At 73.8% G+C, this 24,367-nt stretch carries 19 protein-coding genes and 1 pseudogene; 12 read left to right on the top strand and 8 right to left on the bottom strand.

Annotated features, from left to right (window positions below; translation table 11 throughout):
• Positions 1-1,452, bottom strand: a complete 1,452-nt coding sequence (locus ACIRB4_RS01110; RefSeq protein ID WP_403287701.1) for an NCS2 family permease — start codon at positions 1,450-1,452, stop codon at positions 1-3.
• Between the two features lie 146 nt (positions 1,453-1,598).
• Between ACIRB4_RS01110 and ACIRB4_RS01105 the strand changes: the two genes are divergently transcribed.
• Both ACIRB4_RS01105 and ACIRB4_RS01100 read left to right on the top strand, forming a co-directional pair.
• On the top strand, positions 1,599-1,862 hold the full coding sequence (locus tag ACIRB4_RS01105; protein WP_403287700.1) for a DUF2530 domain-containing protein: 264 nt from the start codon (positions 1,599-1,601) through the stop codon (positions 1,860-1,862).
• A 187-nt stretch (positions 1,863-2,049) separates the two neighbouring features.
• Positions 2,050-4,463, top strand: a pseudogene (locus ACIRB4_RS01100) (HAD-IC family P-type ATPase).
• A 40-nt stretch (positions 4,464-4,503) separates the two neighbouring features.
• On the opposite strand, the gene ACIRB4_RS01095 reads toward ACIRB4_RS01100, so the two are convergent.
• Entirely contained in the window at positions 4,504-7,758 is a 3,255-nt protein-coding gene (locus ACIRB4_RS01095) for a sacsin N-terminal ATP-binding-like domain-containing protein (protein ID WP_403287698.1), read from the bottom strand.
• Between the two features lie 128 nt (positions 7,759-7,886).
• The gene (locus ACIRB4_RS01090; protein ID WP_403287696.1) at positions 7,887-8,798 is read right to left on the bottom strand and encodes a DUF3027 domain-containing protein; all 912 of its coding nucleotides are present in this window, start codon (positions 8,796-8,798) and stop codon (positions 7,887-7,889) included.
• Positions 8,799-9,219: 421 nt separating this feature from the next.
• Between ACIRB4_RS01090 and ACIRB4_RS01085 the strand changes: the two genes are divergently transcribed.
• The 4 genes from ACIRB4_RS01085 (at position 9,220) to ACIRB4_RS01070 (ending at position 13,222) form a co-directional block, all read left to right on the top strand.
• Positions 9,220-10,584: an MFS transporter gene (locus ACIRB4_RS01085; protein ID WP_403287695.1), complete on the top strand. Its 1,365-nt coding sequence runs from the start codon at positions 9,220-9,222 to the stop codon at positions 10,582-10,584.
• Between the two features lie 136 nt (positions 10,585-10,720).
• Positions 10,721-11,200 (top strand): DUF2771 domain-containing protein, encoded by a 480-nt coding sequence (locus ACIRB4_RS01080; protein ID WP_403287694.1) that lies wholly within the window; start codon positions 10,721-10,723, stop codon positions 11,198-11,200.
• Between the two features lie 235 nt (positions 11,201-11,435).
• Complete coding sequence (locus ACIRB4_RS01075) at positions 11,436-12,365, top strand: futalosine hydrolase (protein WP_403288630.1); 930 nt, start codon at positions 11,436-11,438, stop codon at positions 12,363-12,365.
• Positions 12,362-13,222: a 1,4-dihydroxy-6-naphthoate synthase gene (locus tag ACIRB4_RS01070; protein ID WP_403287693.1), complete on the top strand. Its 861-nt coding sequence runs from the start codon at positions 12,362-12,364 to the stop codon at positions 13,220-13,222. The genes ACIRB4_RS01075 and ACIRB4_RS01070 overlap by 4 nt, the downstream gene beginning before the upstream one ends.
• Positions 13,223-13,261: 39 nt before the next feature.
• On the opposite strand, the gene ACIRB4_RS01065 is transcribed toward ACIRB4_RS01070, so the two are convergent.
• Entirely contained in the window at positions 13,262-13,645 is a 384-nt protein-coding gene (locus tag ACIRB4_RS01065; protein WP_391143746.1) for a cold shock domain-containing protein, read from the bottom strand.
• 159 nt (positions 13,646-13,804) lie between these two features.
• Between ACIRB4_RS01065 and ACIRB4_RS01060 the strand changes: the two genes are divergently transcribed.
• On the top strand, positions 13,805-14,074 hold the full coding sequence (locus ACIRB4_RS01060; RefSeq protein WP_403287692.1) for a hypothetical protein: 270 nt from the start codon (positions 13,805-13,807) through the stop codon (positions 14,072-14,074).
• Here ACIRB4_RS01060 and ACIRB4_RS01055 read toward each other — a convergent pair.
• The gene (locus ACIRB4_RS01055; protein WP_403287690.1) at positions 14,062-14,733 is read right to left on the bottom strand and encodes an HAD family hydrolase; all 672 of its coding nucleotides are present in this window, start codon (positions 14,731-14,733) and stop codon (positions 14,062-14,064) included. The two genes, ACIRB4_RS01060 and ACIRB4_RS01055, sit on opposite strands and share 13 nt — an antisense overlap.
• Positions 14,734-14,819: 86 nt before the next feature.
• On the opposite strand from ACIRB4_RS01055, the gene ACIRB4_RS01050 reads away from it, so the two are divergent.
• From ACIRB4_RS01050 to ACIRB4_RS01040, 3 genes are read left to right on the top strand one after another with little or no spacing between them, the layout of a single operon-like run.
• A complete protein-coding gene (locus ACIRB4_RS01050) occupies positions 14,820-15,824 on the top strand; it encodes a FecCD family ABC transporter permease (RefSeq protein ID WP_403287689.1) in 1,005 nt (334 codons plus the stop codon).
• Positions 15,821-16,876 (top strand): FecCD family ABC transporter permease, encoded by a 1,056-nt coding sequence (locus ACIRB4_RS01045; protein ID WP_403287687.1) that lies wholly within the window; start codon positions 15,821-15,823, stop codon positions 16,874-16,876. Before ACIRB4_RS01050 ends, ACIRB4_RS01045 begins: the two co-directional genes overlap by 4 nt.
• Positions 16,873-17,685, top strand: coding sequence for an ABC transporter ATP-binding protein (locus ACIRB4_RS01040; protein WP_403287686.1), 813 nt, complete (start codon positions 16,873-16,875; stop codon positions 17,683-17,685). The genes ACIRB4_RS01045 and ACIRB4_RS01040 overlap by 4 nt, the downstream gene beginning before the upstream one ends.
• 291 nt (positions 17,686-17,976) lie before the next feature.
• Here the strand turns inward: ACIRB4_RS01040 and ACIRB4_RS01035 are convergent, their stop codons facing one another.
• Positions 17,977-18,930 carry a hypothetical protein gene (locus ACIRB4_RS01035; RefSeq protein WP_403287685.1) on the bottom strand — a complete coding sequence of 318 codons (954 nt, stop codon included), beginning with the start codon at positions 18,928-18,930 and terminating at the stop codon, positions 17,977-17,979.
• Positions 18,931-18,993: 63 nt separating this feature from the next.
• Between ACIRB4_RS01035 and ACIRB4_RS01030 the strand changes: the two genes are divergently transcribed.
• Positions 18,994-21,657 (top strand): helicase-associated domain-containing protein, encoded by a 2,664-nt coding sequence (locus ACIRB4_RS01030; protein ID WP_403287683.1) that lies wholly within the window; start codon positions 18,994-18,996, stop codon positions 21,655-21,657.
• Positions 21,658-21,668: 11 nt separating this feature from the next.
• Here the strand turns inward: ACIRB4_RS01030 and ACIRB4_RS01025 are convergent, their stop codons facing one another.
• Both ACIRB4_RS01025 and ACIRB4_RS01020 read right to left on the bottom strand, forming a co-directional pair.
• Positions 21,669-22,028: a hypothetical protein gene (locus ACIRB4_RS01025; protein WP_403287682.1), complete on the bottom strand. Its 360-nt coding sequence runs from the start codon at positions 22,026-22,028 to the stop codon at positions 21,669-21,671.
• A 111-nt stretch (positions 22,029-22,139) separates the two neighbouring features.
• The gene (locus ACIRB4_RS01020) at positions 22,140-22,727 is read right to left on the bottom strand and encodes a Uma2 family endonuclease (protein ID WP_403287681.1); all 588 of its coding nucleotides are present in this window, start codon (positions 22,725-22,727) and stop codon (positions 22,140-22,142) included.
• Here ACIRB4_RS01020 and ACIRB4_RS01015 point away from each other — a divergent pair.
• A complete protein-coding gene (locus ACIRB4_RS01015) occupies positions 22,711-24,366 on the top strand; it encodes a DNA repair helicase XPB (protein ID WP_403287680.1) in 1,656 nt (551 codons plus the stop codon). The two genes, ACIRB4_RS01020 and ACIRB4_RS01015, sit on opposite strands and share 17 nt — an antisense overlap.
• Position 24,367 lies beyond the last annotated feature (1 nt).

Raw genomic sequence — 24,367 nt, 5'->3', positions numbered from 1 at the left:
CTACGTGAGGCCGAGCGCCGGCATCGCGTAGTAGAAGACGAACACCGCCGACACGACGTACATCGCCACCGGGACCTCGCGGCCCCGGCCCGCGGCGAGCCGCAGCACACTGAAGGCGATGAAGCCGATGCCGATACCGTTCGTGATCGAGTACGTGAACGGCATCATCACCATCGCCAGGAACGCCGGCACCGCGATGGTGAAGTCGCTCCAGTCGATGTCCTTGACCGACCCGGCCAGGATCAGGAAGCCGACCGCGAGCAGCGCGGGCGTCGCCGCCTGGGAGGGGACCATCGTCGCCAGCGGCGTGAGGAACAGCGCCACCGAGAACAGGCCGCCGGTCACCACCGAGGCGAGACCCGTGCGGGCGCCCTCGCCGACGCCCGCCGTGGACTCCACGAAGCAGGTGGTGGCCGAGGAGGAGGTCGCCCCGCCGGAGGCGACCGCCAGGCCGTCCACCAGCAGGACCTTGTTGATGCCGGGGAAGTTGCCGTCCTCGTCCACCAGTTTCGCCTCGTCGCCCACACCCAGGATCGTGCCCATGGCGTCGAAGAAGCAGGACAGCAGGACGGTGAAGACGAAGAGGCAGCCGGTCAGGACGCCGACCTTCTCGAAGCCGCCGAACAGGCTCACCTCACCGACCAGGCCGAAGTCGGGCGAGGCGACCGGGTTGCCGGGCCAGGTCGGGGTGGTCAGGCCCCAGGACGGGACGGTGGCCACGGCGTTGATCACCATCGCGGCGATCGTCATCACGACGATGGAGATGAGGATCGCGCCCGGCACCTTGCGGATGATCAGGGCGAGGGTCAGCAGGGCGCCCAGGACGAAGACCAGGACCGGCCAGCCGGTGAGGTGGCCGCCGCCGCCGAGCTGCAGCGGGACGGTGGTGTGCGCGGCGTCGGGGATACGGGAGACGAAGCCCGAGTCGACGAGGCCGATGAGCATGATGAACAGGCCGATGCCGATCGCGATGCCCTTGCGCAGGCCGAGCGGGACCGCGTTCATCACCCGCTCGCGCAGCCCCGTGGCCACCAGCAGCATCACGACGATGCCGGCGAGGACGACCATGCCCATCGCGTCGGGCCAGGACATCCGGGGCGCGAGCTGCAGGGCCACGACGGTGTTGACGCCGAGGCCGGCCGCGAGCGCGATCGGAACGTTGCCGATCACACCCATGAGGAGCGTCGAGAAGGCCGCCGTGAGGACGGTCGCGGTGACGAGCTGGCCGCCGTCGAGCTGATTGCCGTACATGTCCTTGGCGCTGCCGAGGATGATCGGGTTCAGCACGATGATGTAGGCCATCGCGAAGAAGGTGGCGAAGCCGCCACGGACCTCGCGGGCGACGGTCGAGCCGCGCTCGGAGATCTTGAAGAAGCGGTCGAGCCCCGACACCGGCCCCTGGGGGGTGCCTGGCTCGGGGGCGGTGGCCTTGGCGGCGGCCGTGGTGCTCATGTGGGGGGTTCCTCTTCGAGGGTGCTATTTGGCGGTTCGTACAAAGGAAACCCGCCAGAGGCAAACCGTTTCAGTATGAACACATGAACGAACGGGCGTCCATCTCCGCGCGTAGACCCCGCGAGCGGACACCTACACTGACTGGCATGGCGAAGTGGACCCCCAAGCACGAGGCACCGGAACCCCTTGAGGGGCCCGTCGTCGGCACCATCACCGGCGGCACGATCCTCTGGTTCGTGCTCTTCCTCGTCCAGGTCCCCTTCTACGGCTGGTTCGACGACCGCGACCTGACGTGGTGGATCTGGACCTGTCTGGCCGGCGCGGGGCTCGGCCTGATCGGCATCTGGTACGTACGCAAGCGCGAGGCGGCCATCAAGCGGGCAGAGGCGGGACGGGACCAGGAGGCGTGACCCCGAGCCCCCTGACGGCGTGCCCCCGACCCCGCTGACGGCGTGACCCGGAGCCCCCTGACACCGGGCCGCCGGGTCTCACCTACGGGCACCCCGTAGTACCGCCGGACCATCCCCCGTCCTCCCCCGGTCTGATCTTCGGGCTCTCGGCGGGTGAACGCCCCATTCCGGCCGTACCGTCGGAACCATGACTCAGCGGGCGAAGATCGATACCGGCACGGGCGGCGGCGAGAGCGCGGCGACAGCGCCTCCCGTCGTGCACCGCGCCGCCGGACTGACCTCCGCCGAGGTCGCCGAACGCGTCGCCCGCGGCGAGGTCAACGACGTACCCGTCCGCTCCAGCCGCTCCACCACGGACATCGTCCGCGGCAACGTCTCACCCGCTTCAACGCGATCATCGGCGTGCTCTGGGTGATCATGCTCTTCGTCGCACCGATCCAGGACAGCCTCTTCGGCTTCGTGATCATCGCCAACACCGCGATCGGCATCATCCAGGAGCTCCGCGCCAAGAAGACCCTCGACGGACTCGCCGTCATCGGCGAGGCGAAACCGACCGTCCGGCGCGACGGGGTCACCGCCGCCGTCTCCACCTCCGAGATCGTCCTCGGCGACCTGATCGAACTCGGCCCCGGCGACAAGGTCGTCGTCGACGGCGAGGTGGCCGAGGCGGACAGCCTGGAGATCGACGAGTCGCTGCTCACCGGCGAGGCCGACCCCGTCGTGAAGAAGCCCGGCGACCCCGTGATGTCGGGCTCGTTCGTGGTCGCGGGCGGCGGCGCGTTCACCGCCACCAAGGTCGGCCGCGAGGCGTACGCCGCCCAGCTCGCCGAGGAGGCCTCCCGCTTCACGCTCGTCCACTCCGAGCTGCGCTCCGGCATCTCCACCATCCTCAAGTACGTGACCTGGATGATGGTCCCGACCGCGATCGGCCTCATCATCAGCCAGCTCGTCGTGAAGGACACCAACCTCAAGGACTCCATCGCCCGGACCGTCGGCGGCATCGTCCCGATGATCCCGGAGGGGCTCGTCCTGCTCACCTCCGTCGCCTTCGCGATCGGAGTGATCCGCCTCGGCCGAAAGCAGTGCCTCGTGCAGGAGCTGCCCGCGATCGAGGGCCTCGCCCGCGTCGACGTCGTCTGCCTCGACAAGACGGGCACGCTGACCGAGGGCGGCATGGACGTCACGGAGCTGCGCCCGCTGAACGGCGCGGACGAGGAGTACGTACGCAAGGTCCTCGGCGCCCTCGGCGAGTCCGACCCCCGCCCCAACGCCTCCCTCCAGGCCATCATCGACGCCTACCCGGACGCCGAGGAGTGGCGCTGCACCGAGGCGCTGCCCTTCTCCTCCGCCCGCAAGTACAGCGGCGCCGCGTTCAGCGAGGGCAACGGCGAGAGCTCCTCCTGGCTGCTCGGCGCGCCGGACGTGCTCCTGCCCGTGGGAGACCCGGCCCTCGCCGAGATCGACCACCTCAACGAACAGGGGCTCCGCGTCCTGCTCCTCGCCCGGACGACCCGCGAGCTCGACTCCCCCGCCGTCGCCGACGAGGCGCGGCCCACCGCCCTCGTCGTCCTGGAACAGCGGCTGCGGCCCGACGCGGCCGACACCCTCGCCTACTTCGCCGACCAGAACGTGGCCGCCAAGGTGATCTCCGGCGACAACGCGGTCTCCGTCGGCGCGGTCGCCGGAAAGCTCGGCCTGTCCGGCGCCGAGAACACCGTCGACGCGCGGCGGCTGCCCGCCGAGCGGGAGGAGATGGCCAAGGCGCTCGACGAGGGAGCGGTCTTCGGCCGGGTCACCCCGCAGCAGAAGCGGGACATGGTCGGCGCCCTCCAGTCCCGCGGGCACACCGTCGCCATGACCGGCGACGGCGTGAACGACGTCCTCGCGCTCAAGGACGCCGACATCGGCGTCTCCATGGGCTCGGGCTCCGAGGCGACCCGGGCCGTGGCCCAGATCGTCCTCCTGAACAACTCCTTCGCCACGCTGCCGTCGGTGGTGGCCGAGGGCCGCCGGGTGATCGGCAACATCACGCGCGTGGCGACCCTCTTCCTGACGAAGACCGTCTACTCGGTGCTCCTCGCCATCCTGGTGGTCTGCTCCCAGGTGGAGTACCCGTTCCTGCCGAGGCACCTGACCCTGCTGTCCACGCTCACCATCGGCGTGCCCGCCTTCTTCCTCGCGCTGGCCCCCAACAAGGAGCGGGCGAGACCGCACTTCGTGAGGCGGGTGATGCGGTACGCGATCCCGGCCGGCGTCGTCGCGGCGGCGGCCACCTTCACCACGTATCTGCTCGCCCGCTCCCACTACACCGGCCCCGGCGCCCTCGACGCCGAGACGAGCGCGGCGACCCTGACCCTCTTCCTGGTCTCCCTGTGGGTCCTCGCGATCGTCGCCCGCCCCTACACCTGGTGGCGGCTGTGCCTGGTCGCCACGATGGCCGGCGGCTTCCTGCTGGTCCTCGTGGTGCCCTGGCTGCAGGACTTCTTCGCGCTGAAACTGGTGGGCGTGACGATGCCGTGGGCCGCGGTGGGCGTCGCGGCGGCGGGAGCGGGCGTGCTGGAGTTCGCGTGGCGCTGGATGGACCGGAAGGTCCCGGCGTGACGGGGTCCTGCCGGGTCGGCTGACGGCCGGCCGCCGGGACTCAGTCGAACCAGCGGTCCCGCGCCAGTTCCGCCGTACGGGACGGGTCCTCCAGGAGCGCCGCGACCTCGAAGCGGCGGGGCCACTGGCCCGCCGCCCAGGCGAGGCCGGCCGCCACGCCCTCCAGCGTCGCCGCGTGGATGGTGCCGTCCGGGGTCTGGCGCCAGTCCAGTTCGACGCCACCGGCGTGGAGCTCCTCGTGCTCGATGTACGAGTCCGGGGTCGCCGGGCCGAGGAGAGCGTGGACCGGGGGCGGGACGTGGTGCTCCTCGCCCACCGTGGTGACCTCGGCGTCGACGGCCTCGCTCAGACGGCGGACCTGGAACAGCTCCGCCAGGTCGGCCGCCCGGGACGGGGAGACCGGCAGCAGGGGCAGGCCGGCGGTGAGCGGCAGCAGGTCGGGGGCGTCGGCGACCAGGGCGTCGGAGGCGTCCACGACCACGAGTTCGCCGTCCACGACCGCGCGCAGCTCGTCGGGGAGGGTGACCTGGTCGGGGTCCAGGTCGGCGAGCGCGGTGTAGAGGGCGTGCAGCTGGGCGCCGCTCACCTCGCGCTCCGGGTCGGCGAGGCGGGCCAGGAGCTCGGCCGCGCCGCCCGGCTCGTCGAGGAGCGCGGCGACCGAGGTGCGTACGCCCAGGGCCCGCAGGACCTGCTCGTCCTCGAAGCCGGTCGCGTCGGCGGAGTCGTACAGGCCGATGAGCAGCGGGTCCGTGCCCGCGGCCCGCAGACCCGCCGGGCGGCGGCCGCCCAGGACCGGGTGGTCGCGCAGCCACCACGCGGTGTACGGCCGTACGGTCTCGGTCGTCCCGTCCGGCATCAGCACCCGTACTGGCTGGGTGAGCGCGTCCCGCAGCGGCGGCCGGGCGAGCAGGGCGAGCGCCTGCGGCCAGGCGTCGTCGTCGACCAGGTCCAGGTCCCGTACGGCGACGATCTCGGTCGCCACCGGGGGCACCGGGGAGTCGGGGAGCCGGTCGAGGACGTCCTCGCACCACACGTCGACCGCGTCGAGCAGTCCGGCGTCGTCGGGCTCGGCGAAGTCGCCTTCGCGGGGCTCCAGTTCGTCCGGGTCGAGGACCAGGTCGGTGGCCCGGACGAGGGCGAAGTTCGCGAGCACCCCGCAGGCGGCCAGCGGCTGCTCGCCCCAGCGTTCGGCCAGCTCGGCGTCGCAGAGGGCGAGTTCACCCTCGCGCATCACGGCGGCGAAGGGGCTTCCGGGCAGCACCAGTTCGCCCGCGGGCGCCATCTCCCCGTCTTCGTCGGGCAGCGCCAGCGCGCCGAGCCACGGCTCGTCGCCCGGTTCCAGCTCCGCGTCCCGTACGAGAGCGAGGACCGTCTCGGCCAGCTCGTCGGCGTCCAGGGTGTCGGCGTCCTCGTCCCAGATCTCCCCCGCGTCCAGGGAGGCGGCGACCGCAGCCCTGACCTGCGGCGTCGTCAGCACCGCGCGAGGCGTGGCGGGCAGGGCGCCGAGCTTCTCCAGGAGGGGGTGGGCGGCCTCGGGGTGGGCGACCTTGAGCCCGAGGCGGGTGAGGTCGGCGGGGGTGCGGTCCTGGGGCAGCAGGACGTGCCGGGGCCCGATGGTGGTCCGCACCCGCGCCGCGGGCGCGGCCTGCGCCTCCGAGTCGGTGCCGTACCCGTGCGGGCTCGCGGTGTCGTACGCGTCCGGGCTCGGGGCGCCGTACCCCTCCCGGCTCGGAGTGCCGGCCTCGGTGGGGCCCGCAAGCGGCACGGGCAGGCCGGTCAGCCGGTCCGGGTCCACGCCCGCGAGGGAGTCGTACAGCCGCCACCACCACGACGGCGCCCGGTCCACCCCGGCGAGCCGGTCGATGGCCTCCGTCAGCGGCACCCGCCCGACGCCCAGGTTGCGCAGCTCGGGCCGCCGCTCCAGGCCGGCCGGCAGCAGCGTGGGGAAGACCTCCGAGAGCACGGCGACGGTGTCCGCGCCCGCGCCCTCCACCACCTCGGCCTCCACGGGCCGCAGCGCGGGCAGCTCCTCGGAGGGGGCCGCGGGCGCCAGGAACGCCACGCGCGGCAGCCGCCGCAGGATCGCGGCGCGCAGCTCGCCGTCCAGGGCACCCTTGCCGAGCGGGCCCGGCACCAGGTCGATCGTGGCGACCGTCACCGGCTGCCAGTCGGCGAGGAGTTCGGCGTACGCGTCGGCCGCACGCTCGACCAGGAAGTCGGTGAGCGGGCCGGGCGCCGGGTGGCGCCGGGCGGTGTCCAGCGGCAGCGAGGCGATCAGCAGGGCGGGCAGGCCGAGCGGTTCGTCGGTGGGGGTCGGGGCGTGGACGACGGACGCGGTACGGGGGAACTGCGGGGCGCCCTCGCCGTCCACGGGGACGGCCCAGGTCACCGTCCAGAACGGGCGCAGCCGTTCCTCGACGGGCCGGTCCTTGAGGAGGGCCGGGTCGAGGGGCCCGTCGTGGCTGACGGTCCGCCAGCGGTGGACACCCGCCGGGGAGGCGGTGTCCTCGATGCGGACGTACCCCTCCTCCTCGGAGCGCTTGAGGACCCGTACGCCCTCGCCGGTCTCCACAACGATCTCGGCGAGGCCGGGCAGGGTGAGGAGCAGGGCGTCGTCGATGGAGTCGAGGAGCCGCTCGGCGAGGTCGACGGCGGCCGCGTCGCGCAGCGGCAGGACGACGACGGTGTCGTAACCGTCGGGGGCGGTGCCCTCGGCGGGCAGCGGAAGCCGCAGCAGGGGCACGTGGCCGTCGCGGCGGCGCAGCTCGTCGCCGAGGCCGGGGCTGTGGCGAGCGGCGTCGGCGGCCAGTTCGCGGGCCTCGGCGAGGGACCAGCGGACGCCGCCGTGGCGGCCGAGGACGGCGGGCTCGTCGCTGACCGCGAGGACGGCGGCGAAGCCGACGCCGAAGCGGCCGACGGCGGTGGTGTCGTGCTCGCGCTTGGCGGAGGCGCGCAGGGTGGACAGCGACTCGACACCCGTGGCGTCCAGCGGCGCACCGGTGTTGGCGGCCGCCAGGACGGCGGGGGCGTCGGGGCCCGCCGGGTGGAGCGTGAGGCGGAGACGGCCGGTGACGCCCGCGCGGCGGGCGGCGTCGGCGGCGTTCTGGGCGAGCTCGACGACGAGACGGTCGCGGTAACCGCCGAGGGCGAGATCCTCCTCGGCGTTGGCGTCCTCCCGGAACCGGGCGGGCCCGGCACCCCAGGCATCGAGCACGCCCCGCCGCAGCCGCGCGGTACCGAAGGGGTCGGCTCCGTCGGTCGACGTCCTGACGCTGACGCTCACGTCTGACTCCACTCTGCGGAACGGTATGGGGCTGGGGCCCGAAGGTACCGCGACCAGCGCCGGTCCCGTGCCGAGGGCCGCCCCGGCGGGACGCATGCCCGCGACGGGTGCGGGCGGGAGGGCCCGCGCCCGGCTGGGGCCTACGAGTGGCCCAGGTCCTCGGGGGTGCCGTCCGGTTCCGTGACCGAGCCGGAGTCCTTGGCCGGCCGGAGCGGGAACTCGTCCGTCGCCATCGAGTCGTGCACCGGCGGCGCCGGGCGCGGAGGCTTCGGCATGACCGCCGCCTCGGAGTGCCCGCCGCAGCCGTACGAGAGGGACACGACCCGCCCGTCCGCCGGGGAGAACTCGTTGGCGCACACGCCGAACGCCTGCTTCAGGGAGCCGGGCAGCGGCAGCAGGAACCCGCAGGACTCGCAGGAAGCCGGGGCGGCCTGCGCCATCGGCGTCTTCGCGCCGAAGGACTCCTCCCAGCGGTCCGCCGCGACATGCAGCCCGTACCGGGACAGCACGCGCGCCCGCCGCATGCCGAGCTCCTCGGCGACGGCGGCGATCGCGCCCCGCGAGGGCGTACGGGAGACGATCTCGGCGTCCTCGACGTCGAGGTGCTCCGCCATGTCCTCCGAGACGACGGAGTTCGGCGGCGGGGCGTCCTCACCGGTGTAGCCGGGCTCCAGGCGCAGGTCGTCCTGTTCCGTGGGCAGCAGGTCGCCCGGCCCCATGTCGCCGGGCCGCAGACGCTCGCTCCACGGCACCCACTCGGGTGCGAGAAGCGCGTCAGGGCCGGGCAGCAGGACGGTCTCGTCGAGGGTGACGTTCTTGGCCCGGGAGGCGCGGGTGACCGTCACCGCCCAGCGCCAGCCGCGGTAACCGGGCTCCGCGCACTCGAAGAAGTGCGTGACGACCCGGTCGCCCTCGGCGACGACCTCGACATGCTCCCCCACGATGCCGGGGGCGGCGGCCTCCTCGGCGGCCTCCCTCGCGAGGTCTACCGCCTCGGCGCACAGGCGGTCGGGGGTACGCGGGGTACGGCTTCGCGTCGTCGCAGCACTCACAGGTCTCGCTTCTCTCCTACGCCGTCTCACGGGTGCGCCGGCCGAGGAGCGGGAGCGATATCACCGGGCGGCGGGCGGAGCGGACCGGGGGGCCGCATCGACGTCCGCACCCGACATGTCTCGCGTGTCTCGGGCACACCTATCGTCATCCATTCTGCGGGATGCCGAAGAGGCGCGCGGCCGAGAACTTCCGCCGGTGGCGCGCTACGCACGCTACCCCCTCCGCCGCCCGCCGCCCACCTGCCCGTCCCAAGTGGCCCGTATCGCGGACGCCGGGACGGGCCCGAAGAGGACCGAAGAAGACCGCCGGGGGCCCGGAGAGGACCCGAAGAAGATCGCCGAGGGGGCTCGGAGAGGCCCGAAGAAGATCGCCGGGCCGCGCTTCGGTTCGTACGGGAGGGGCGTGGGGCACTATGACGGAGTGGCAGCCGCACGGTCGACCGCACGATCCCACGATCATGCCGGGCCGCTCCGGAGAGCGGGCCGGTCGGTCGGGCGCGCCCTGCACCTGCCCTTCACCGGCACGGCGAAGGGGATCCGGAAGGCGACCCACGCGCACGGCGCGGGCGAATCGGGCCTGGGCAAGCTGATCGAGCTGCACGCGGTGAACGGCGCCGGTGATGTGATGATCACCGTGGCGCTGGCTTCCACGGTCTTCTTCTCCGTACCGACGGACGAGGCACGCGGCCGGGTCGCGCTCTACCTGGCGATCACGATGGCCCCCTTCACCCTGCTCGCCCCGGTCGTCGGCCCCCTCCTGGACCGCATCCCGCACGGCCGGCGGGCGGCGATGGCGGGGGCGATGCTCACCCGGGCGGTCCTCGCCCTCACCATGTCCGCGGCGGTCGCCACGGGCGGCATCGAGCTGTATCCGGCGGCGCTGGGCGTCCTCGTGGCCTCCAAGGCGTACGGCGTGGTCCGCAGCGCGGTCGTGCCACGCCTGCTGCCGCACGGCTTCTCGCTGGTCAGAGCCAACTCCCGGGTCACGCTCGCGGGGCTCCTCGCGACCGGGATCGCCGCGCCGGTGGGCGCGGGGCTGCAGCAGATCGGGCCCGCGTGGCCGCTGTACGGAGCGTGCGCGCTGTTCCTGCTGGGCGCGTTCTGGGCGTTCCGGATGCCGCACAAGGTCGATTCGGCGAAGGGTGAGCGCCGGGCGCACCTGCTGACGCACGGCGAGAAGAAGCCGAGCCTGCGCACGGTCGGCCCGTCCGTGCTGCACGGCCTCCAGGCCAACGCGGCCCAGCGGATGCTCGCCGGGTTCCTGATCTTCTTCCTGGCGTTCCTGCTGCGCGAGCATCCGCTCGGGGACCAGAGCGCCGCGGTGTCGCTTGCGGTGGTGGCCGTGGCGGCGGGCGTCGGGAACGCGTGCGGCACGGCGGTCGGCTCGCTGCTGCGTGAACGCGGCCACGGCCCGGAAGTGATCATCGCCACGATGATCACGCTGGTGCTCGGCGCGGCGATCTGTACGGCGGTGTTCTTCGGCGGCGTGATGGTGGCGGTCCTCGGCGCGGTGGCGGGACTCACGCAGGCGCTGTCGAAGCTCTCGCTGGACGCGCTGATCCAGCGGGACGTGCCGGAGGTGGTCCGCACGTCGGCGTTCGCCCGCTCGGAGACGCTGCTCCAGATGGCGTGGGTGGTGGGCGGCGCGATCGGCATCGCGCTGCCGCTGAACGGCACGGTGGGCATGTCCGTGGCGGCGGGCATCCTGGCCCTGGGCGCCCTTCTCGCGGTCCGCGGCCTCCTCGGTGCGGCCCGCAGACCGCTCCCGCTCCGGCGCCCCGCGTGAGGCGGGTCGGGCGGTGGGGCGGGGCGGCCCGGCGGTGGAACCCGGTGGGCCGGGCCGCGGGGCCGGGCGGGACGGAAAACGCGGCGCGCCGCACCCCCGCGTGGCGCAGCTCGACACGCCCGATAGCCTTCGGGCCATGACCGTTGCGTTCTTCACCGGCTCGCGCCGCCGGGCCGCCGTCGCCCTCGGGGCCGTCTCCGCCGGGCTCCTCGTACTCTCCGCCTGCGACAAGCCGACTCCGCTCGCGACCCTGACGGTCGGGACCGACTCCGTCCACTCCGAGGCCGCCTGCTACAACGACGGCGAAGCCATCAAGGAGTCGCAGATCCAGCAGTGCCTCAACAAGAAGGCCGAGAAGACCCTCACGGTCTCCATGGACGACAAGATCCGGTTCGGCGTCGACCCGGAGATCGCCGAGAAGGGCTGGACCATCTTCCTCGGCGGCCAGGCGGCCGAGCAGGAGCCGTACAAGAAGACGTACCGGACCATTCCGGCCAGCGCCTTCTTCTCCAGCCAGACCGGCGAGGCGCCCAACGAGACCCAGGTCACCCTGGTCGAGACGGACGGCAAGAAGCTGACCGGCATCTGGCACTTCGCGCTGAAGAAGGAATCCTGATCCTCCGGTGTTCCGCCGGATCCTGATCGTGACGGCCGTGGCGGCGGAGGCGGACTCCGTCGCCCGCGGCCTCCCCTTCGGCGGCCCGGGCTCGGGCGACCACCCGCTCCCGGGCGGCTTCGTCCTGCACCGCCACGCGGACACGGCCCCGAGACCGGGCGCGGGGGCGATCGAGGCGTTCCGCTCGCCGGGCGCGGGGCACGTCGAGGCGTCCCGTACCCCGAGCGCGGGGCCGATCCCGGCGCCGGTCGCCGAGTCGCGTACGCGTGCCGCGGGCGCGGGGCCGGTCGACGGATCCCGTACGCCGGGCGCCGGGCCGGTCGAGGCGCCGTTCGCCGGATCCCGGTCCGAGCCGGGGCCCGGGGGGTCCCTCTCCGGAGCGCCCGCGTACGCCCCTCTCCGGCCCGTCGTCGACGTCCTCGTCGCCGGCGTCGGCCCGGCAGCGGCCGCCGTCGCCACCGCGACCGCCCTCGCCTGGGCCTCCCGCGAGGAGGCCCGGCCGGGAGGACCTGACGGGACGGCCCCGTGGGCCGCGACGCCCGCCCCGATCGCCGGCCCGGAGGGCCCCGCGCCCGCGCCCGGCGCGACCCCGCCGGGGGTTCCGGCTGCCGCACCTGCATCGCCTGGCTCCGCCCCCGCACCCCCGCCCCCCGGCCCGTACGACCTCGTCGTCTCCGCCGGGATCGGTGGCGGGTTCCAGCCGGGCGCGCCGCTCGGGGCGGTCGTCGTGTCCGATGTGATCGTGGGGGCCGATCTCGGGGCGCAGACGCCCGACGGGTATCTGGCCGTCGAGGAGCTCGGCTTCGGGCGGTCCGTGCACCGGGTGCCGGCGTGGCTGACCGCGCGGATCTCCGCGGCGCTCACCGGCGGCGCGCAACGCCACACCGTCGGGCCCGTGCTCACCGTCTCCACCGTCACCGGCACCGCCGAGCGCGCCGCCGAACTGGCGAGCCGTCACCCCGGCGCCGCCGCCGAGGCGATGGAGGGCTTCGGGGTGGCCGAGGCGGCCGCCGCCCACGGCGTGCCCGTCGTCGAGATCCGGGCCGTCTCCAACGCCGTCGGACCGCGCGACCGGGCCGCCTGGCGGATCGGCCAGGCCATGGACTCGCTGCGGTACACCTTCCAGCTGCTCAGCCACTCCGTCTTCGTGGAGCCCGCCCCATGACGCCCAAGCTCAAGATCGCGTACTCGCCCTGCCCGAACGACACCTTCGTCTTCGACGCCTGGGCCCACGGCCGCGTCCCCGGCGCGCCCCGGCTCGACGTGACCTTCGCCGACATCGACCTCACCAACGGGTGGGCGGAGAGCGGCTCGTCCCCGTACGACGTGCTGAAGGTCTCGTACGCCGTGCTGCCCTGGGTCCTCGACGAGTACGCGCTGCTGCCCTGCGGCGGCGCGCTGGGCCGGGGCTGCGGCCCGCTGGTCCTCACCCGCGAGCCGGGTGTCGACCTCACGGGGAAGACGGTGGCGGTGCCGAGCGAGCGCTCGACCGCCTATCTGCTCTTCCGGCTGTGGGCCGCCGACGTGGTCCCGGAGGGCGTCGGCGAGATCGTGGTCCTGCCGTTCCACGAGATCATGCCGGCCGTACGGGACGGCAAGGTCGACGCGGGCCTGGTCATCCACGAGGCCCGGTTCACCTACCAGAACTACGACCTCCACGCGCTCGCCGACATGGGCGCGCACTGGGAGGAGACCACCGGCCTGCCGATCCCGCTCGGCGCGATCATCGCCAAGCGCTCGCTGGGCGCGGACATGCTGCGGCGCCTCGCGGACGCGGCCCGCGCGTCGGTACGGATGGCCTGGGACGACCCGGCCGCCTCCCGCCCGTACGTCCTGGAACACGCGCAGGAGATGGACCCGGCGGTGGTCGACCAGCACATCGGGCTGTACGTCAACGAGTTCACCGCCGACCTCGGCGAGCACGGCTACGCGGCGGTCCGCGGTCTGCTCACGCGCGCCGCGGCCGAGGGGCTCGTACCGCCCCTCGGCCCGGACGCGCTGGCGTTCCCCCAGGACTCCTAGGCCCTCCTAGGGCCTCTCGTCCGGATCGGGCCGGGGGTCTCAGACGTCGAGCTGGTCGGCCACCGCTCGCAGCAGGCCCGCGATCTTCTTGCCCTGCACCTTGTCGGGGTACCGGCCGCGCTCCAGCATCGGCGTGATGTTCTCCAGGAGCGTCGTGAGGTCCTGGACGATGGACGCCAGTTCGTCGGGCTTACGGCGCTGCGCCGCGGCGACGGACGGGGTCGGGTCGAGGACCGTGACGGAGAGCGCCTGGTCGCCGCGCTGACCGGCCACGACCCCGAACTCCACACGCTGCCCCGGCTTCAGGGCGTCGACTCCGGCAGGGAGCACCGACGAGTGGACGAAGACGTCGCCGCCGTCGTCGCGGGAGAGAAAGCCGAAGCCCTTCTCGCTGTTGAACCACTTGACCTTGCCGGTAGGCACGTCTGTCCTCGTCCTCGTACTCGATGGGTGCGCCGGGATTCCGGCCTGGAGAGCGATACAGCGGGTCTCCCGACCCGCCGGCACCAAGGCTAATGGGCTTCCGGCTGCTGACAAGACGTCGCCGGTTTGTTCCTTCGGCCTGGGAACTACCCTGGCCGAATGCGTAATGAAACCCTTTCGGCCCCGGCGGGCGACACCGCTCCGGGTGACGGGCTCGTCCGCGCCGGTGCGATCGTCTTCATCATCGGCGCTGTCGCCACGCTGGTCACCGTCGCCCCGCTGTTCCTGGGAACCGATCCCTTCCCGCCCGTCGCGTACGCGGTGTGCATGCTGATGGGCGTCGGTTTCCTCATCGCGGGCGCCGGTCTGCTGCGCTCGATCGCGGCCCAGCGCCGTCAGGCGAGGACCGTGTCCGCTCAGGGCAGGTAGGACGCCTCCCGGGCCCGGTACCCCGCCAGCCAGGCACGGAACTCCGTCAGGTCGGGCAGGACGACGTCCGCGCCGGCGGCCCGCAGCTCCGCCTCGTCGCACGGCCCGGTGGCCACGGCCACCGACACGGCGCCCGCGCGCGCGGCGCCGCGCACGTCGCCGGTGTGGTCGCCGACGTACACCCCCGCGCCGTGCTCGCGCAGCGCCTCCGCCTTGCCCTCGGCCCACAGGCCGCCGATGACGGCGTCCGGGTCGATGCCGAGGTGGGTGAGGTGGAGCCTGGCGTGCGGCTCGTTCTTGGCGGTGACGACGATCGCCCGGCCGCCGGCCTCCCGAACGGCTTGAATCGCATCCCGGGCGCCGGGCATCGCGAGCGTCGGCGTGATCGCGTACGTCGGGTAGAGCGCCCGGTACTGCACGACCCTCTCGTCGATCTCCTCGGCCGGGAACCAGTGCGCCAGCTCGTGCTGGAGCGGCGGACCGAGCCGCGAGACGGCCAGATCGGCGTCGATCGCGACGCCCGTCTCGGCGGAGAACGCCTGGTAGGCGGCCTTGATGCCGGGGCGGGAGTCGATCAGCGTCATGTCGAGGTCGAAGCCGACGGTGAGCGCGGTCAGCGAGGCGGAAGGGGTGGAAGGGGCGGAAGTCATGCGGGCCATTGTGCCCGGATGTTCGAATCCGGCCGCTGCTTAGACTGAGCCGAGCCAAGCCTCACCTGCGTACGCACGTCTTCCGATAGGTCTCGATGACAGCCGCTCCCCCCTCCCGACGCGTTCTCGCGACCGCCGCCGCTGTCACCGCCCTCCTCCTCGCGATCCTCCTGAGCCTCGCCATGGGCGCCCGCGCCGTCGCGCCCTCCGCCGTCCTCGACGCGCTGCTGCACGGCGGCACGGGCGACGACGCCCAGGTCGTACGCGAGCTGCGGGTGCCCCGGACGCTGATCGGGCTGATGGTCGGCGCCGCGCTGGCGCTCGCCGGCACCGCGCTGCAGGGCATCACCCGCAACCCGATCGCCGACCCCGGCATCCTCGGCATCAGCCAGGGCGCCTCCGTGGGTGTGGTCATGGCCATCGCCTTCGCCGGGGTGCACACGCTGACCGGCTACGTGTGGTTCGCGTTCGCGGGGGCGGCGATCGCCTCCGTGGCGGTGTACGCGATCGCCTCCAGCGGCCGGGGCGGCGCGACGCCGGTGAAGCTGGCGCTCGGTGGCGCCGCGATCAACGCGCTGCTGCTCTCGGTGACGACCGGGATCCTGACGACCCAGGCCTCGGCGCTCGACGAGTTCCGGTTCTGGCAGATCGGCTCGATCGACGGCCGGAACACCGAGGTCGTGGGCCAGATCTGGCCGTTCCTGCTGGTCGGCGCGGTGCTCGTGGTCTCGGTCGCCCGGGGCCTGGACGCCCTCGCGCTCGGCGAGGACGTGGCGAAGGGCCTCGGCCAGCGGGTCGCGACCGTGCGGATCGTGGGCGGCGTGGGGGCGACCGTGCTGACCGGTGTGGGCGTGGCGGCGGCCGGACCGATCGCGTTCGTGGGCCTCGCGGTCCCGCACATCGCGCGGGCGATCGTCGGCGGCGACCACCGCTGGGTCCTGCCGATGGCGGCACTCGTGGGGCCGGTGATGCTGCTGGTGTCGGATGTGATCGGCCGCGTGCTGTTCCCGCCGGGCGAGGTGCCGGCGGGGGTGATGACGGCGCTGATCGGGGTGCCGTTCCTGGTGACGCTGGTGCGCCGGAAGGCGGTGCCGGCATGACGGCGACGACCTCCGTGCGTCCGGCCGGGTACGGGATCGTCCGCGCCGGGGGCGGATCGTTCCTGCTGCATCGGCGCTCGGCTCTGGTGGCCGCCGGTCTGTCGGTCCTGCTGGCCGCCGTCTGCGTCGCGTACCTCTGTGTCGGCGAGAGGTTCGTCGCACCGTCGGAGGTGCTGCGGGTGGTCTTCGGGCACCCCTCCCCGTCCGCGTTCGTCGTCGGGGACCTGCGCCTGCCGCGCCTCGCGGTCGGGCTGATGGTCGGCGCCGCGTTCGGGGTGGCGGGGGCGCTCGTCCAGACCGTCGCCCGCAACCCGCTCGCGAGCCCGGACATCATCGGCATCAGCCAGGGCGCGGGAGCGCTGACGGTCGGCGCGATGACCTTCGGTCTCGCGTCGTACACCGTTCTGCCGTACCTGTCGATCGCCGGCGGGATCGCCGCGGCGGCGCTCGTGTACGTGTTCGCGTGGCGCGGCGGGCTGCACGCGACCCGGTTCGTCCTCATCGGCATCGGCTTCGCGATCGCGCTGCGGTCGCTGATGACCCTCTTCATGACCAAGGGCGACTATCTGGTCGCCCAGCAGGCCCAGATCTGGATGACGGGCTCGCTCAACGGGCGCGGCTGGGACGAGGCTCTGCCGCTGCGCTGGACGCTGCTCGTGCTGCTGCCGGCGGTCCTGTGGGCGGCCCGCGCGCAGCGGATGGTGTCCCTGGACGACGACACGGCGACGGCGCTCGGGGTCCGGCTCGGCCGGGTCCGGCTGGGGCTCGTCCTGATCGGCGTCGTGCTGGCGTCGGTGGCCACCGGGGTGGCCGGGCCGGTGGACTTCGTGGCGCTGCTCGCGCCGCAGATCGCCCGCCGGATGACACGTACCGCGCAGATCCCGTTACTCTGCTCGGCCCTGACGGGCGCGTTCATCGTCGTCGCGGCCGACCTCCTGGGGAGGCGGCTGTTCTCGCCGACCGAGCTGCCGGTGGGCGTACTGACGGCGGCGGTCGGCGCCCCGTATCTGATCTGGCTGATCGTGCGCGGGCGCACAGGAGGAAAAGCATGAGCAGGCTGACCGCGCGCGAGCTGACCCTCGCCTACGAGGACCGCACCGTCGTCCACGGGCTGGACCTCGCCGTCCCGGACGGGAAGGTGACGGTGATCGTCGGTCCGAACGCGTGCGGGAAGTCGACGACGCTGCGGGCGCTGGGACGGCTGCTGAAGCCGGCCGGCGGGGCGGTCCTGCTCGACGGCGAGTCGCTGGCGAAGATCCCGACGAAGCGGATCGCGCGGGCGATCGGGCTGCTGCCGCAGACGCCGGTCGCACCGGAGGCGATCACCGTCGCGGACCTGGTGTCACGCGGGCGGCAGCCGCACCAGGCGTGGTGGAAGCAGTGGTCGGAGGAGGACGAGCGGGCGGTCGTCGACGCGATGGAGCGTACGGACGTGGCCGCCCTGGCCGACCGGTCGGTGGACGAGCTGTCCGGCGGGCAGCGGCAGCGGGTCTGGATCGCGATGGCCCTGGCACAGGAGACGGACCTGCTGCTGCTCGACGAGCCGACGACGTACCTGGACATCTCGCACCAGGTGGAGGTCCTGGACCTGGTGCGCCAGCTGAACCACGGGCGCGGCCGGACGGTCGTCCTGGTCCTCCACGACCTGAACCAGGCGGCGCGGTACGCGGACCACCTGGTGGCGATGAAGGCGGGCCGCGTGGTGGCGGAGGGCCCCCCGAGCGAGGTGGTGACGGCGGAGCTGGTCCGGGAGGTCTTCGGCCTGGACGCGGTGGTGGTCCCGGACCCGGTGACGGGATCCCCCCTGGTGATCCCGGGAGCACCGTGGCACGCGGATGCGGGGGCGGGGGCGGGGGTTTGAAACCGCCTCGCGGCGCGCGGGAGCGGAGGCCTCGGGGAGCCTCGCGGCGAGCGGGGCGGATGCCTCAGGGAGCCTCACCGCCAGCGTGAGCGGAAGCCTCAGGCAACCTCGCCGCGCGCGGGAACGGGAGCGGACATCCGAGGCAGCCTCACGGCGAGCGGAAGCGGACGGGCAGGCCCGAGTGGCCCCCGCGCGGGAGCGGACGCGGGTTGCCCGAGGCGGTTCCTCCGGCGCGCGGTGGCGGGCCCGGGCACCGCCGGGGCGCGCGGAGGCGGCCCCAGGCCCCCCGGCTCAGGCGTGGCGGCGGGAGCGCCAGAGGAGGAAGAGTGCCGAGGTGATCGCCGCCGTGCGCAGTACCCACGGCCAGGTCTCCGACAGTGCCGCGCCCATCGCCTCGCCGCCCGGTGCGATCGGGAGGCCCCAGCGGCCCTCGACCCGGCCCCAGAGCCAGACCGCGCCCGCCGTGAGCACGAGCCCCGGCAGGATGACGACCGCCCACCTGGCCTCCGTGCGGGAGAGCCGGCGGGAGGCGTAGGCGAGGAGCCAGCCCACCGCGAGGGCGATGAGCGAGCCGAAGGCGGCGCCCCCGAGCAGCAGCAGCGCGGCCAGCACGAGGACCGGGCTCCCGAGACGGAAGCGGCTGCGGCCCGCCGGTTCGGGCAGCGGTTCGGCGGCCGGCGCGAGGGCCTCGCGTCGCCGGAACCGTACGAGACGGGCGAAGCGGTTCCTCGGCGTCGGCTCCTCCGCCCCGGCCTCGTCGCCCTCCTCGTCCTCCTCGTCCTCGTCCTCGTCCTCAAGGGGTGGCTTCAGCAGCTCCGGGATCTCCACCCCGCCCCTGAACCCCGGCACCAGCTCGTCCCCGGGCCGCGCCCGAGGGACCTCGGTGCTCCACCAGTCCGGTTCGGTGTCGGCGGCACCGACCTCGTCCGTTCCCGCCAGATGCGGCGGGGTCGGCCACCCCTCCTCCGTACGGGGCGCCGGCACCACCGGCGGCTCCGGCGCCGTGCGCACCGGCGCGCTGCCCGCCGCCCGGTCCACCACCTCGTCGGGCGTGCCCAGCTCCCGGAGGATGCCGCGAACCGCCCCCGGAGTCTCCTCGCCGGACGTGACGCGCCGACGGTCGATCTCGTTCCGCAGGGACGCCACCAGCCGCATCCGCGCCCCCGACGGAAGCTGCCGCTGCTGAGCCAGATCGCCGACCCGGCTCAGATAGTCGAAGACAAGCTGGTCGCTCTCGATCCCCACAATGCCCCTCCACGGCCCGTACGCCCCGACGTTAGCGCCTGCGCAGGGGCTAACGTGGGGCGGATGGGGATCGGTGAGCTCGACCGGGAGGCGCACGTGCCCGCAGAAACCAGTGCCGCCGCCGCGCCGCGCACGCTCGCGGAGGCGCTGCGCGCCCGAGGCGACGAGGGGCTGGCCGCGCTGCTGCGCGCCCGGCCGGACCTCCTCTCCCCGGTGCCGAACGACCTGACCCAGCTCGCCACCCGGGCCGGTACCCGCGCCTCCGTGGTCCGGGCCCTGGAGCGGCTCGACCGGTTCACGCTCCAGACCGCCGAGGCGCTCGCCGTGGCCCCGGACCCCGCCCCGTACCCGGCGCTCCTCGCCCTGCTCACCGGCGACGACGGGGACCCGGAGATCGAGGCGGCGCTGCCGCGCGCGGTGGAGGCGCTGCGCGAGCAGGCGCTGGTCTGGGGCGAGGACGACCGGCTGCGGCTGGTGCGGACCGCGCGCGAACTCCTCGCGCCGTCGCCGCAGCACCCCTCGCCGACGGGCCTCGGGCCCACGGTCGCCGAAGCCACGTCCGGGATGTCGCCGGGCCGGATCCAGGAGATCCTCGCGGCGGCCGGGCTGCCGGCGACCCACGACCCGGTCTCGGCGGTGGCGGCGCTGACGCGGCTGTTCACCGACCGGGAGCGGATGGGCGCCCTGCTCGACACGGCGCCCTCGGAGGCGCTGGCCGTCCTGGACCGGCTGGTGTGGGGTCCGCCGTACGGCGAGGTGACGGCGAACCCGGCGCCGCCGGTGCGCTGGCTGCGCGACCGGGGCCTGCTGCTGCCCGCCTCGCCGCGCACGGTCGTGCTGCCCCGGGAGGCGGCGCTGCATCTGCGCGGAGGCCGGGCGCACCGGATGCCGGAACCGCATCCTCCGGCGCTGTCGGTGCTGCGCGAGTACCGTCCACAGGTGGTGGACAGCGCGGCGGCCGGCCAGGCGTACACCGCGCTCGCGACGGTCGAGGAGCTGCTGAAGAGCTGGAACCAGGGCGGGCCCGCGGTCCTGCGCGCGGGCGGCCTGTCGGTACGGGACCTCAAGCGGACGGCCGCCGCGCTCGACGTGACGGAGCAGGTCGCGGCGTTCTGGCTGGAGCTCTGTTACGGGGCGGGGCTGCTCGCCTCGGACGGCGAGGCGGACGAGCGGTACGCGCCGACGCCCGCGTACGACGACTGGCTGGACCTTCCGGCGGCGGAGCGCTGGGCCCGGCTCGTCTCGGTGTGGCTCACCGCGACCCGTACGGCGGGGTTGGTCGGCGGCCAGGACGCGAGGGGCCGCACGCTGTCCGCGCTGGGCCCGGACCTCGACCGCGCCGCGGCCCCGGAGGTGCGCCGCCGGGTCCTCACCCTGCAGGCCACCTTGCCGCCGGGCTCGGCGGCGGACCCGGAGACGCTGCTCGCCCGGCTGCGCTGGGAGCGCCCGCTGCGGACGGCGTCGAACGCGCCGGGTGCGGGCGGTTCGGGAGCCGGAGGTACGGGCTCGGGTGCGGGAGCCGGAGGTACGAGCTCCGGAGGTGCGGGCGGCTACGGGACCGGCACCGGCGGCCCGCGCGGCGCTCAGACCGGCGCTCACGGCCCCGCCCACTCCCCCGACCTCCGGTCCCGGATCGCGCTGTGGACCCTCACCGAGGCCGAGATGCTCGGGATCACCGGCCGGGGCGCCCTCTCCACCCCCGCCCGGGCGCTCCTCAACCTGCCCCTCGCCGAGGCGGCGCCGGAGTCGGTGACCGGTGGCGGGGTCGAGCTGTCCGTGGCCGCCGCGCGGGCCGCGACCCTGCTCGCGCCGCTGCTGCCCGAGGCCGTCGACCACGTGCTGCTCCAGGCCGACCTGACGGCCGTCGCGCCCGGCCCGCTCCAGCGGCCGCTCGCCGACATGCTCGCCGTCCTCGCGGACGTGGAATCGAAGGGTGGCGCGACGGTCTTCCGGTTCACGCCGGGCTCGGTGCGGCGGGCGCTGGACGCCGGCCGCAGCGCGTCGGACCTCCACGCGTTCCTGACGGCGCACTCCCGTACGCCGGTCCCGCAGCCTCTCGCGTACCTCATCGACGACGTGGCGCGGAGGCACGGCCATCTGCGGATCGGGGCGGCCTCGGCGTACGTGCGGTGCGACGACGACGCGCTCCTCGGCGAGATCATGGCCGACAAGCGGTCCGCGTCCCTGCGGCTGCGCCGGCTCGCGCCGACCGTCCTGGCCGCCCAGACGGAACCGGCGGCGCTGCTCGACGGGCTGCGGTCGATGGGGTACGCCCCGGCCGCCGAGTCGGCGGAGGGGGACGTTCTGATCACCCGGGCCAACGCGTACCGCACGCCCGCCCGCACCGCGCCCGCGCCCGTCCCGGAGGGGCCGCCCCTGCCCGACCCGACACTGCTGGGGGCGGCGGTCCGCGCGATCCGGGCCGGGGACCTCGCCTCGACGGCGGTACGGAAGGAACGCCCCGAGGCCGCCCCGCTCGCCGGCGGCGAACTGCCCCGCACGTCCCCGGCGGAGACCCTGGCCACGGTCCAGGCCGCCGCCATGACCGGCTCCGCGGTGTGGATCGGCTACGTCAACGCGGAGGGGGCCGCCAGCCAGCGCGTCATCGCCCCGGTCCGGGTGGAGGGGGGCTTCGTCACGGGCTACGACCACACGGCGGACGAAGTCCGTACGTACCCCCTGCACCGGATCACGGGCGTCGCGGAACTCGCGGAGGACCAGGTCTAGGACGTTGTGTCCTACGCGCGGACGTTCCCCGTCAGCAGCATGACGATCAGCACGATCCAGCCGACGGTGGCGAGCAGGAACGGGAACGCGAGCGCGAGCGCGCAGCCGGAGGCGGCGAGGCCGACGCGGGTCGCGCGGCGGCGCCGGGTGCGGGCGAGGAACCAGGTCGGCAGGATCAGCGCCAGGGAGGTCAGGAGGCTGCCGGCGAACATGAAGGAGCCGGGGGCGAAGAGGTTCTCCGCCCCGGACACGACGGCGGCGAGCAGCGGCGCCGCCACGGTCGCGACCAGCGGCGGCACCCACCACTGAGGATCCGGTGCGTCACCCCACGTCGCGGGCCGCGTCCACTGGGTCCAGGCGTTGTCGGTCATGCCCGCAGTCCATCCCGCCCCGCCCCGCCACCCCCACCGCGTACGTACTCATCCGCCCTCCGCGCGTACTCATACGCGGGGATGCGCGGTGGGGCCGGCGACGCGGGAACGTCAGCGGCTCGGGTTCACGAGCTGCCCGGGGTCCACCTTGATCACGAAACCCGGCCCCTCGACGAGCGTCGACTGCCCGGCCTCGGCCACCGTCCGCTCGACATAGCGGCCGTCCTTCAGCTCGGAGACGATCAGCGTCGGCGTCGGCTCCAGTTCGAGCCGCCACAGATGCTCGATGGCCGCCTCCGCGTAGTACGGCGGCTTGAGCAGCCGGTCGGTGCGGCGACCGGAGGATGACGGCGAGACGATCTCCACCACGAGCAGCACGTCGTCGGCATCGCACGTCACCGGGTCCTCGGCGGCGGCGGCCTCGACCACCACGATGTCCGGGATGAAGAGCCCGTCGGGCAGGACGAGATTGACGGCCTCCAGGACCTCCGCGGGAGCTCCCGCGGCCTGGATGGCGCCGTCCAGCAGAGACGCCAGCCGGAACGACGCCCTCTGGTGCTTGAATCCCGGAGCCGGAGACAGCACGAGCGCTTCCCCCGTCTTCAGTGTGGCAGGCCCCAGCGACAACGGCCGGGCGTCAGGCACACTGGACGTTTGGCCCGTGCGGAAGGGATGTACGTACGTGAACGGACCACTCATCGTCCAGAGCGACAAGACGCTGCTTCTGGAGGTCGACCACGAGCAGGCGGACGCCTGCCGTCGGGCCATCGCGCCCTTCGCCGAGCTGGAGCGGGCGCCCGAGCACATCCACACCTACCGGGTGACCCCGCTCGGGCTGTGGAACGCGCGCGCGGCCGGTCATGACGCCGAGCAGGTCGTCGACGCGCTGGTGGAGTTCTCCCGCTACCCCGTGCCGCACGCGCTGCTCGTGGACGTCGCCGAGACCATGGCCCGCTACGGCCGGCTCACCCTGTCCAAGCACCCCACGCACGGGCTCGTGCTCACCACCACCGACCGGCCCGTTCTGGAGGAGATCCTCCGGTCGAAGAAGGTGCAGCCGCTCGTCGGCGCGCGGATCGACGCCGACACGGTCGTCGTGCACCCCTCCGAGCGCGGGCAGATCAAGCAGACGCTGCTGAAGCTGGGCTGGCCGGCCGAGGACCTGGCCGGGTACGTCGACGGCGAGGCGCACCAGATCGACCTGGCCGAGGACGGCTGGGCCCTGCGCCCGTACCAGAAGCAGGCCGTCGAGGGCTTCTGGCACGGCGGCTCCGGTGTCGTCGTGCTGCCCTGTGGCGCGGGAAAGACGCTGGTCGGCGCCGGTGCGATGGCGCAGGCGAAGGCGACCACGCTCATTCTCGTGACGAACACCGTGTCCGCCCGGCAGTGGAAGCACGAGCTGGTGAAGCGGACCTCGCTGACCGAGGACGAGATCGGCGAGTACAGCGGTACGCGCAAGGAGATCCGGCCGGTCACCATCGCCACGTACCAGGTCCTCACGACGAAGCGAAAGGGCGTCTATCCGCACCTGGAGCTCTTCGACTCGCGGGACTGGGGTCTGATCGTCTACGACGAGGTGCATCTCCTGCCGGCGCCGGTCTTCAAGTTCACCGCCGATCTGCAGGCCCGGCGGCGGCTCGGTCTGACCGCGACCCTGGTCCGTGAGGACGGGCGCGAGTCCGACGTGTTCTCGCTGATCGGTCCGAAGCGGTTCGACGCGCCGTGGAAGGAGATCGAGGCGCAGGGGTACATCGCGCCCGCCGACTGTGTCGAGGTGCGGGTCAATCTGACGGAGTCGGAACGGCTCGCGTACGCGACGGCCGAGACCGAAGAGAAGTACCGTTTCTGCGCGACGACGGCGACGAAGCGGAAGGTGACGGAGGCGCTGGTGCGGCGGTTCGCCGGGCAGCAGATCCTCGTCATCGGGCAGTACATCGACCAGCTGGACGAGCTCGGGGAGCACCTGGACGCGCCGGTCATCAAGGGCGAGACGTCCAACGCGCAGCGCGAGAAGCTCTTCGACGCGTTCCGTCAGGGCGAGATCAGCGTCCTGGTCGTGTCCAAGGTCGCGAACTTCTCGATCGACCTGCCGGAGGCGACGGTCGCGATCCAGGTGTCGGGCACGTTCGGTTCACGGCAGGAGGAGGCGCAGCGCCTGGGCCGGGTGCTGCGGCCGAAGGCCGACGGGCACCAGGCGCACTTCTACTCGGTGGTCGCCCGGGACACGATCGACCAGGACTTCGCGGCGCATCGGCAGCGGTTCCTGGCGGAGCAGGGGTACGCGTACCGGATCGTGGACGCGGACGAGCTGCTGGCGGGTGACGGGCAGGCCGGCTGAC

This window comes from Streptomyces sp. NPDC093600 (assembly GCF_044764755.1).
Classification (GTDB): Bacteria; Actinomycetota; Actinomycetes; order Streptomycetales; family Streptomycetaceae; genus Streptomyces.
Note: the sequence above shows the minus strand (reverse complement) of the source record. Positions and strands in the feature narration are given on the sequence as shown.

Bases quoted from the DNA above. Each gene is read 5' to 3' on its own strand.
- ACIRB4_RS01105 (WP_403287700.1), top strand. From the start codon at position 1,599: ATGGCGAAGTGGACCCCCAAGCACGAGGCACCGGAACCCCTTGAGGGG.
- ACIRB4_RS01110 (WP_403287701.1), bottom strand. From the start codon at position 1,452: ATGAGCACCACGGCCGCCGCCAAGGCCACCGCCCCCGAGCCAGGCACC.
- ACIRB4_RS01050 (WP_403287689.1), top strand. From the start codon at position 14,820: ATGACAGCCGCTCCCCCCTCCCGACGCGTTCTCGCGACCGCCGCCGCT.
- ACIRB4_RS01070 (WP_403287693.1), top strand. From the start codon at position 12,362: ATGACGCCCAAGCTCAAGATCGCGTACTCGCCCTGCCCGAACGACACC.
- ACIRB4_RS01025 (WP_403287682.1), bottom strand. From the start codon at position 22,028: ATGACCGACAACGCCTGGACCCAGTGGACGCGGCCCGCGACGTGGGGT.
- ACIRB4_RS01040 (WP_403287686.1), top strand. From the start codon at position 16,873: ATGAGCAGGCTGACCGCGCGCGAGCTGACCCTCGCCTACGAGGACCGC.
- ACIRB4_RS01055 (WP_403287690.1), bottom strand. From the start codon at position 14,733: ATGGCCCGCATGACTTCCGCCCCTTCCACCCCTTCCGCCTCGCTGACC.
- ACIRB4_RS01080 (WP_403287694.1), top strand. From the start codon at position 10,721: ATGACCGTTGCGTTCTTCACCGGCTCGCGCCGCCGGGCCGCCGTCGCC.
- ACIRB4_RS01060 (WP_403287692.1), top strand. From the start codon at position 13,805: ATGCGTAATGAAACCCTTTCGGCCCCGGCGGGCGACACCGCTCCGGGT.
- ACIRB4_RS01030 (WP_403287683.1), top strand. From the start codon at position 18,994: ATGGGGATCGGTGAGCTCGACCGGGAGGCGCACGTGCCCGCAGAAACC.
- ACIRB4_RS01045 (WP_403287687.1), top strand. From the start codon at position 15,821: ATGACGGCGACGACCTCCGTGCGTCCGGCCGGGTACGGGATCGTCCGC.
- ACIRB4_RS01020 (WP_403287681.1), bottom strand. From the start codon at position 22,727: ATGAGTGGTCCGTTCACGTACGTACATCCCTTCCGCACGGGCCAAACG.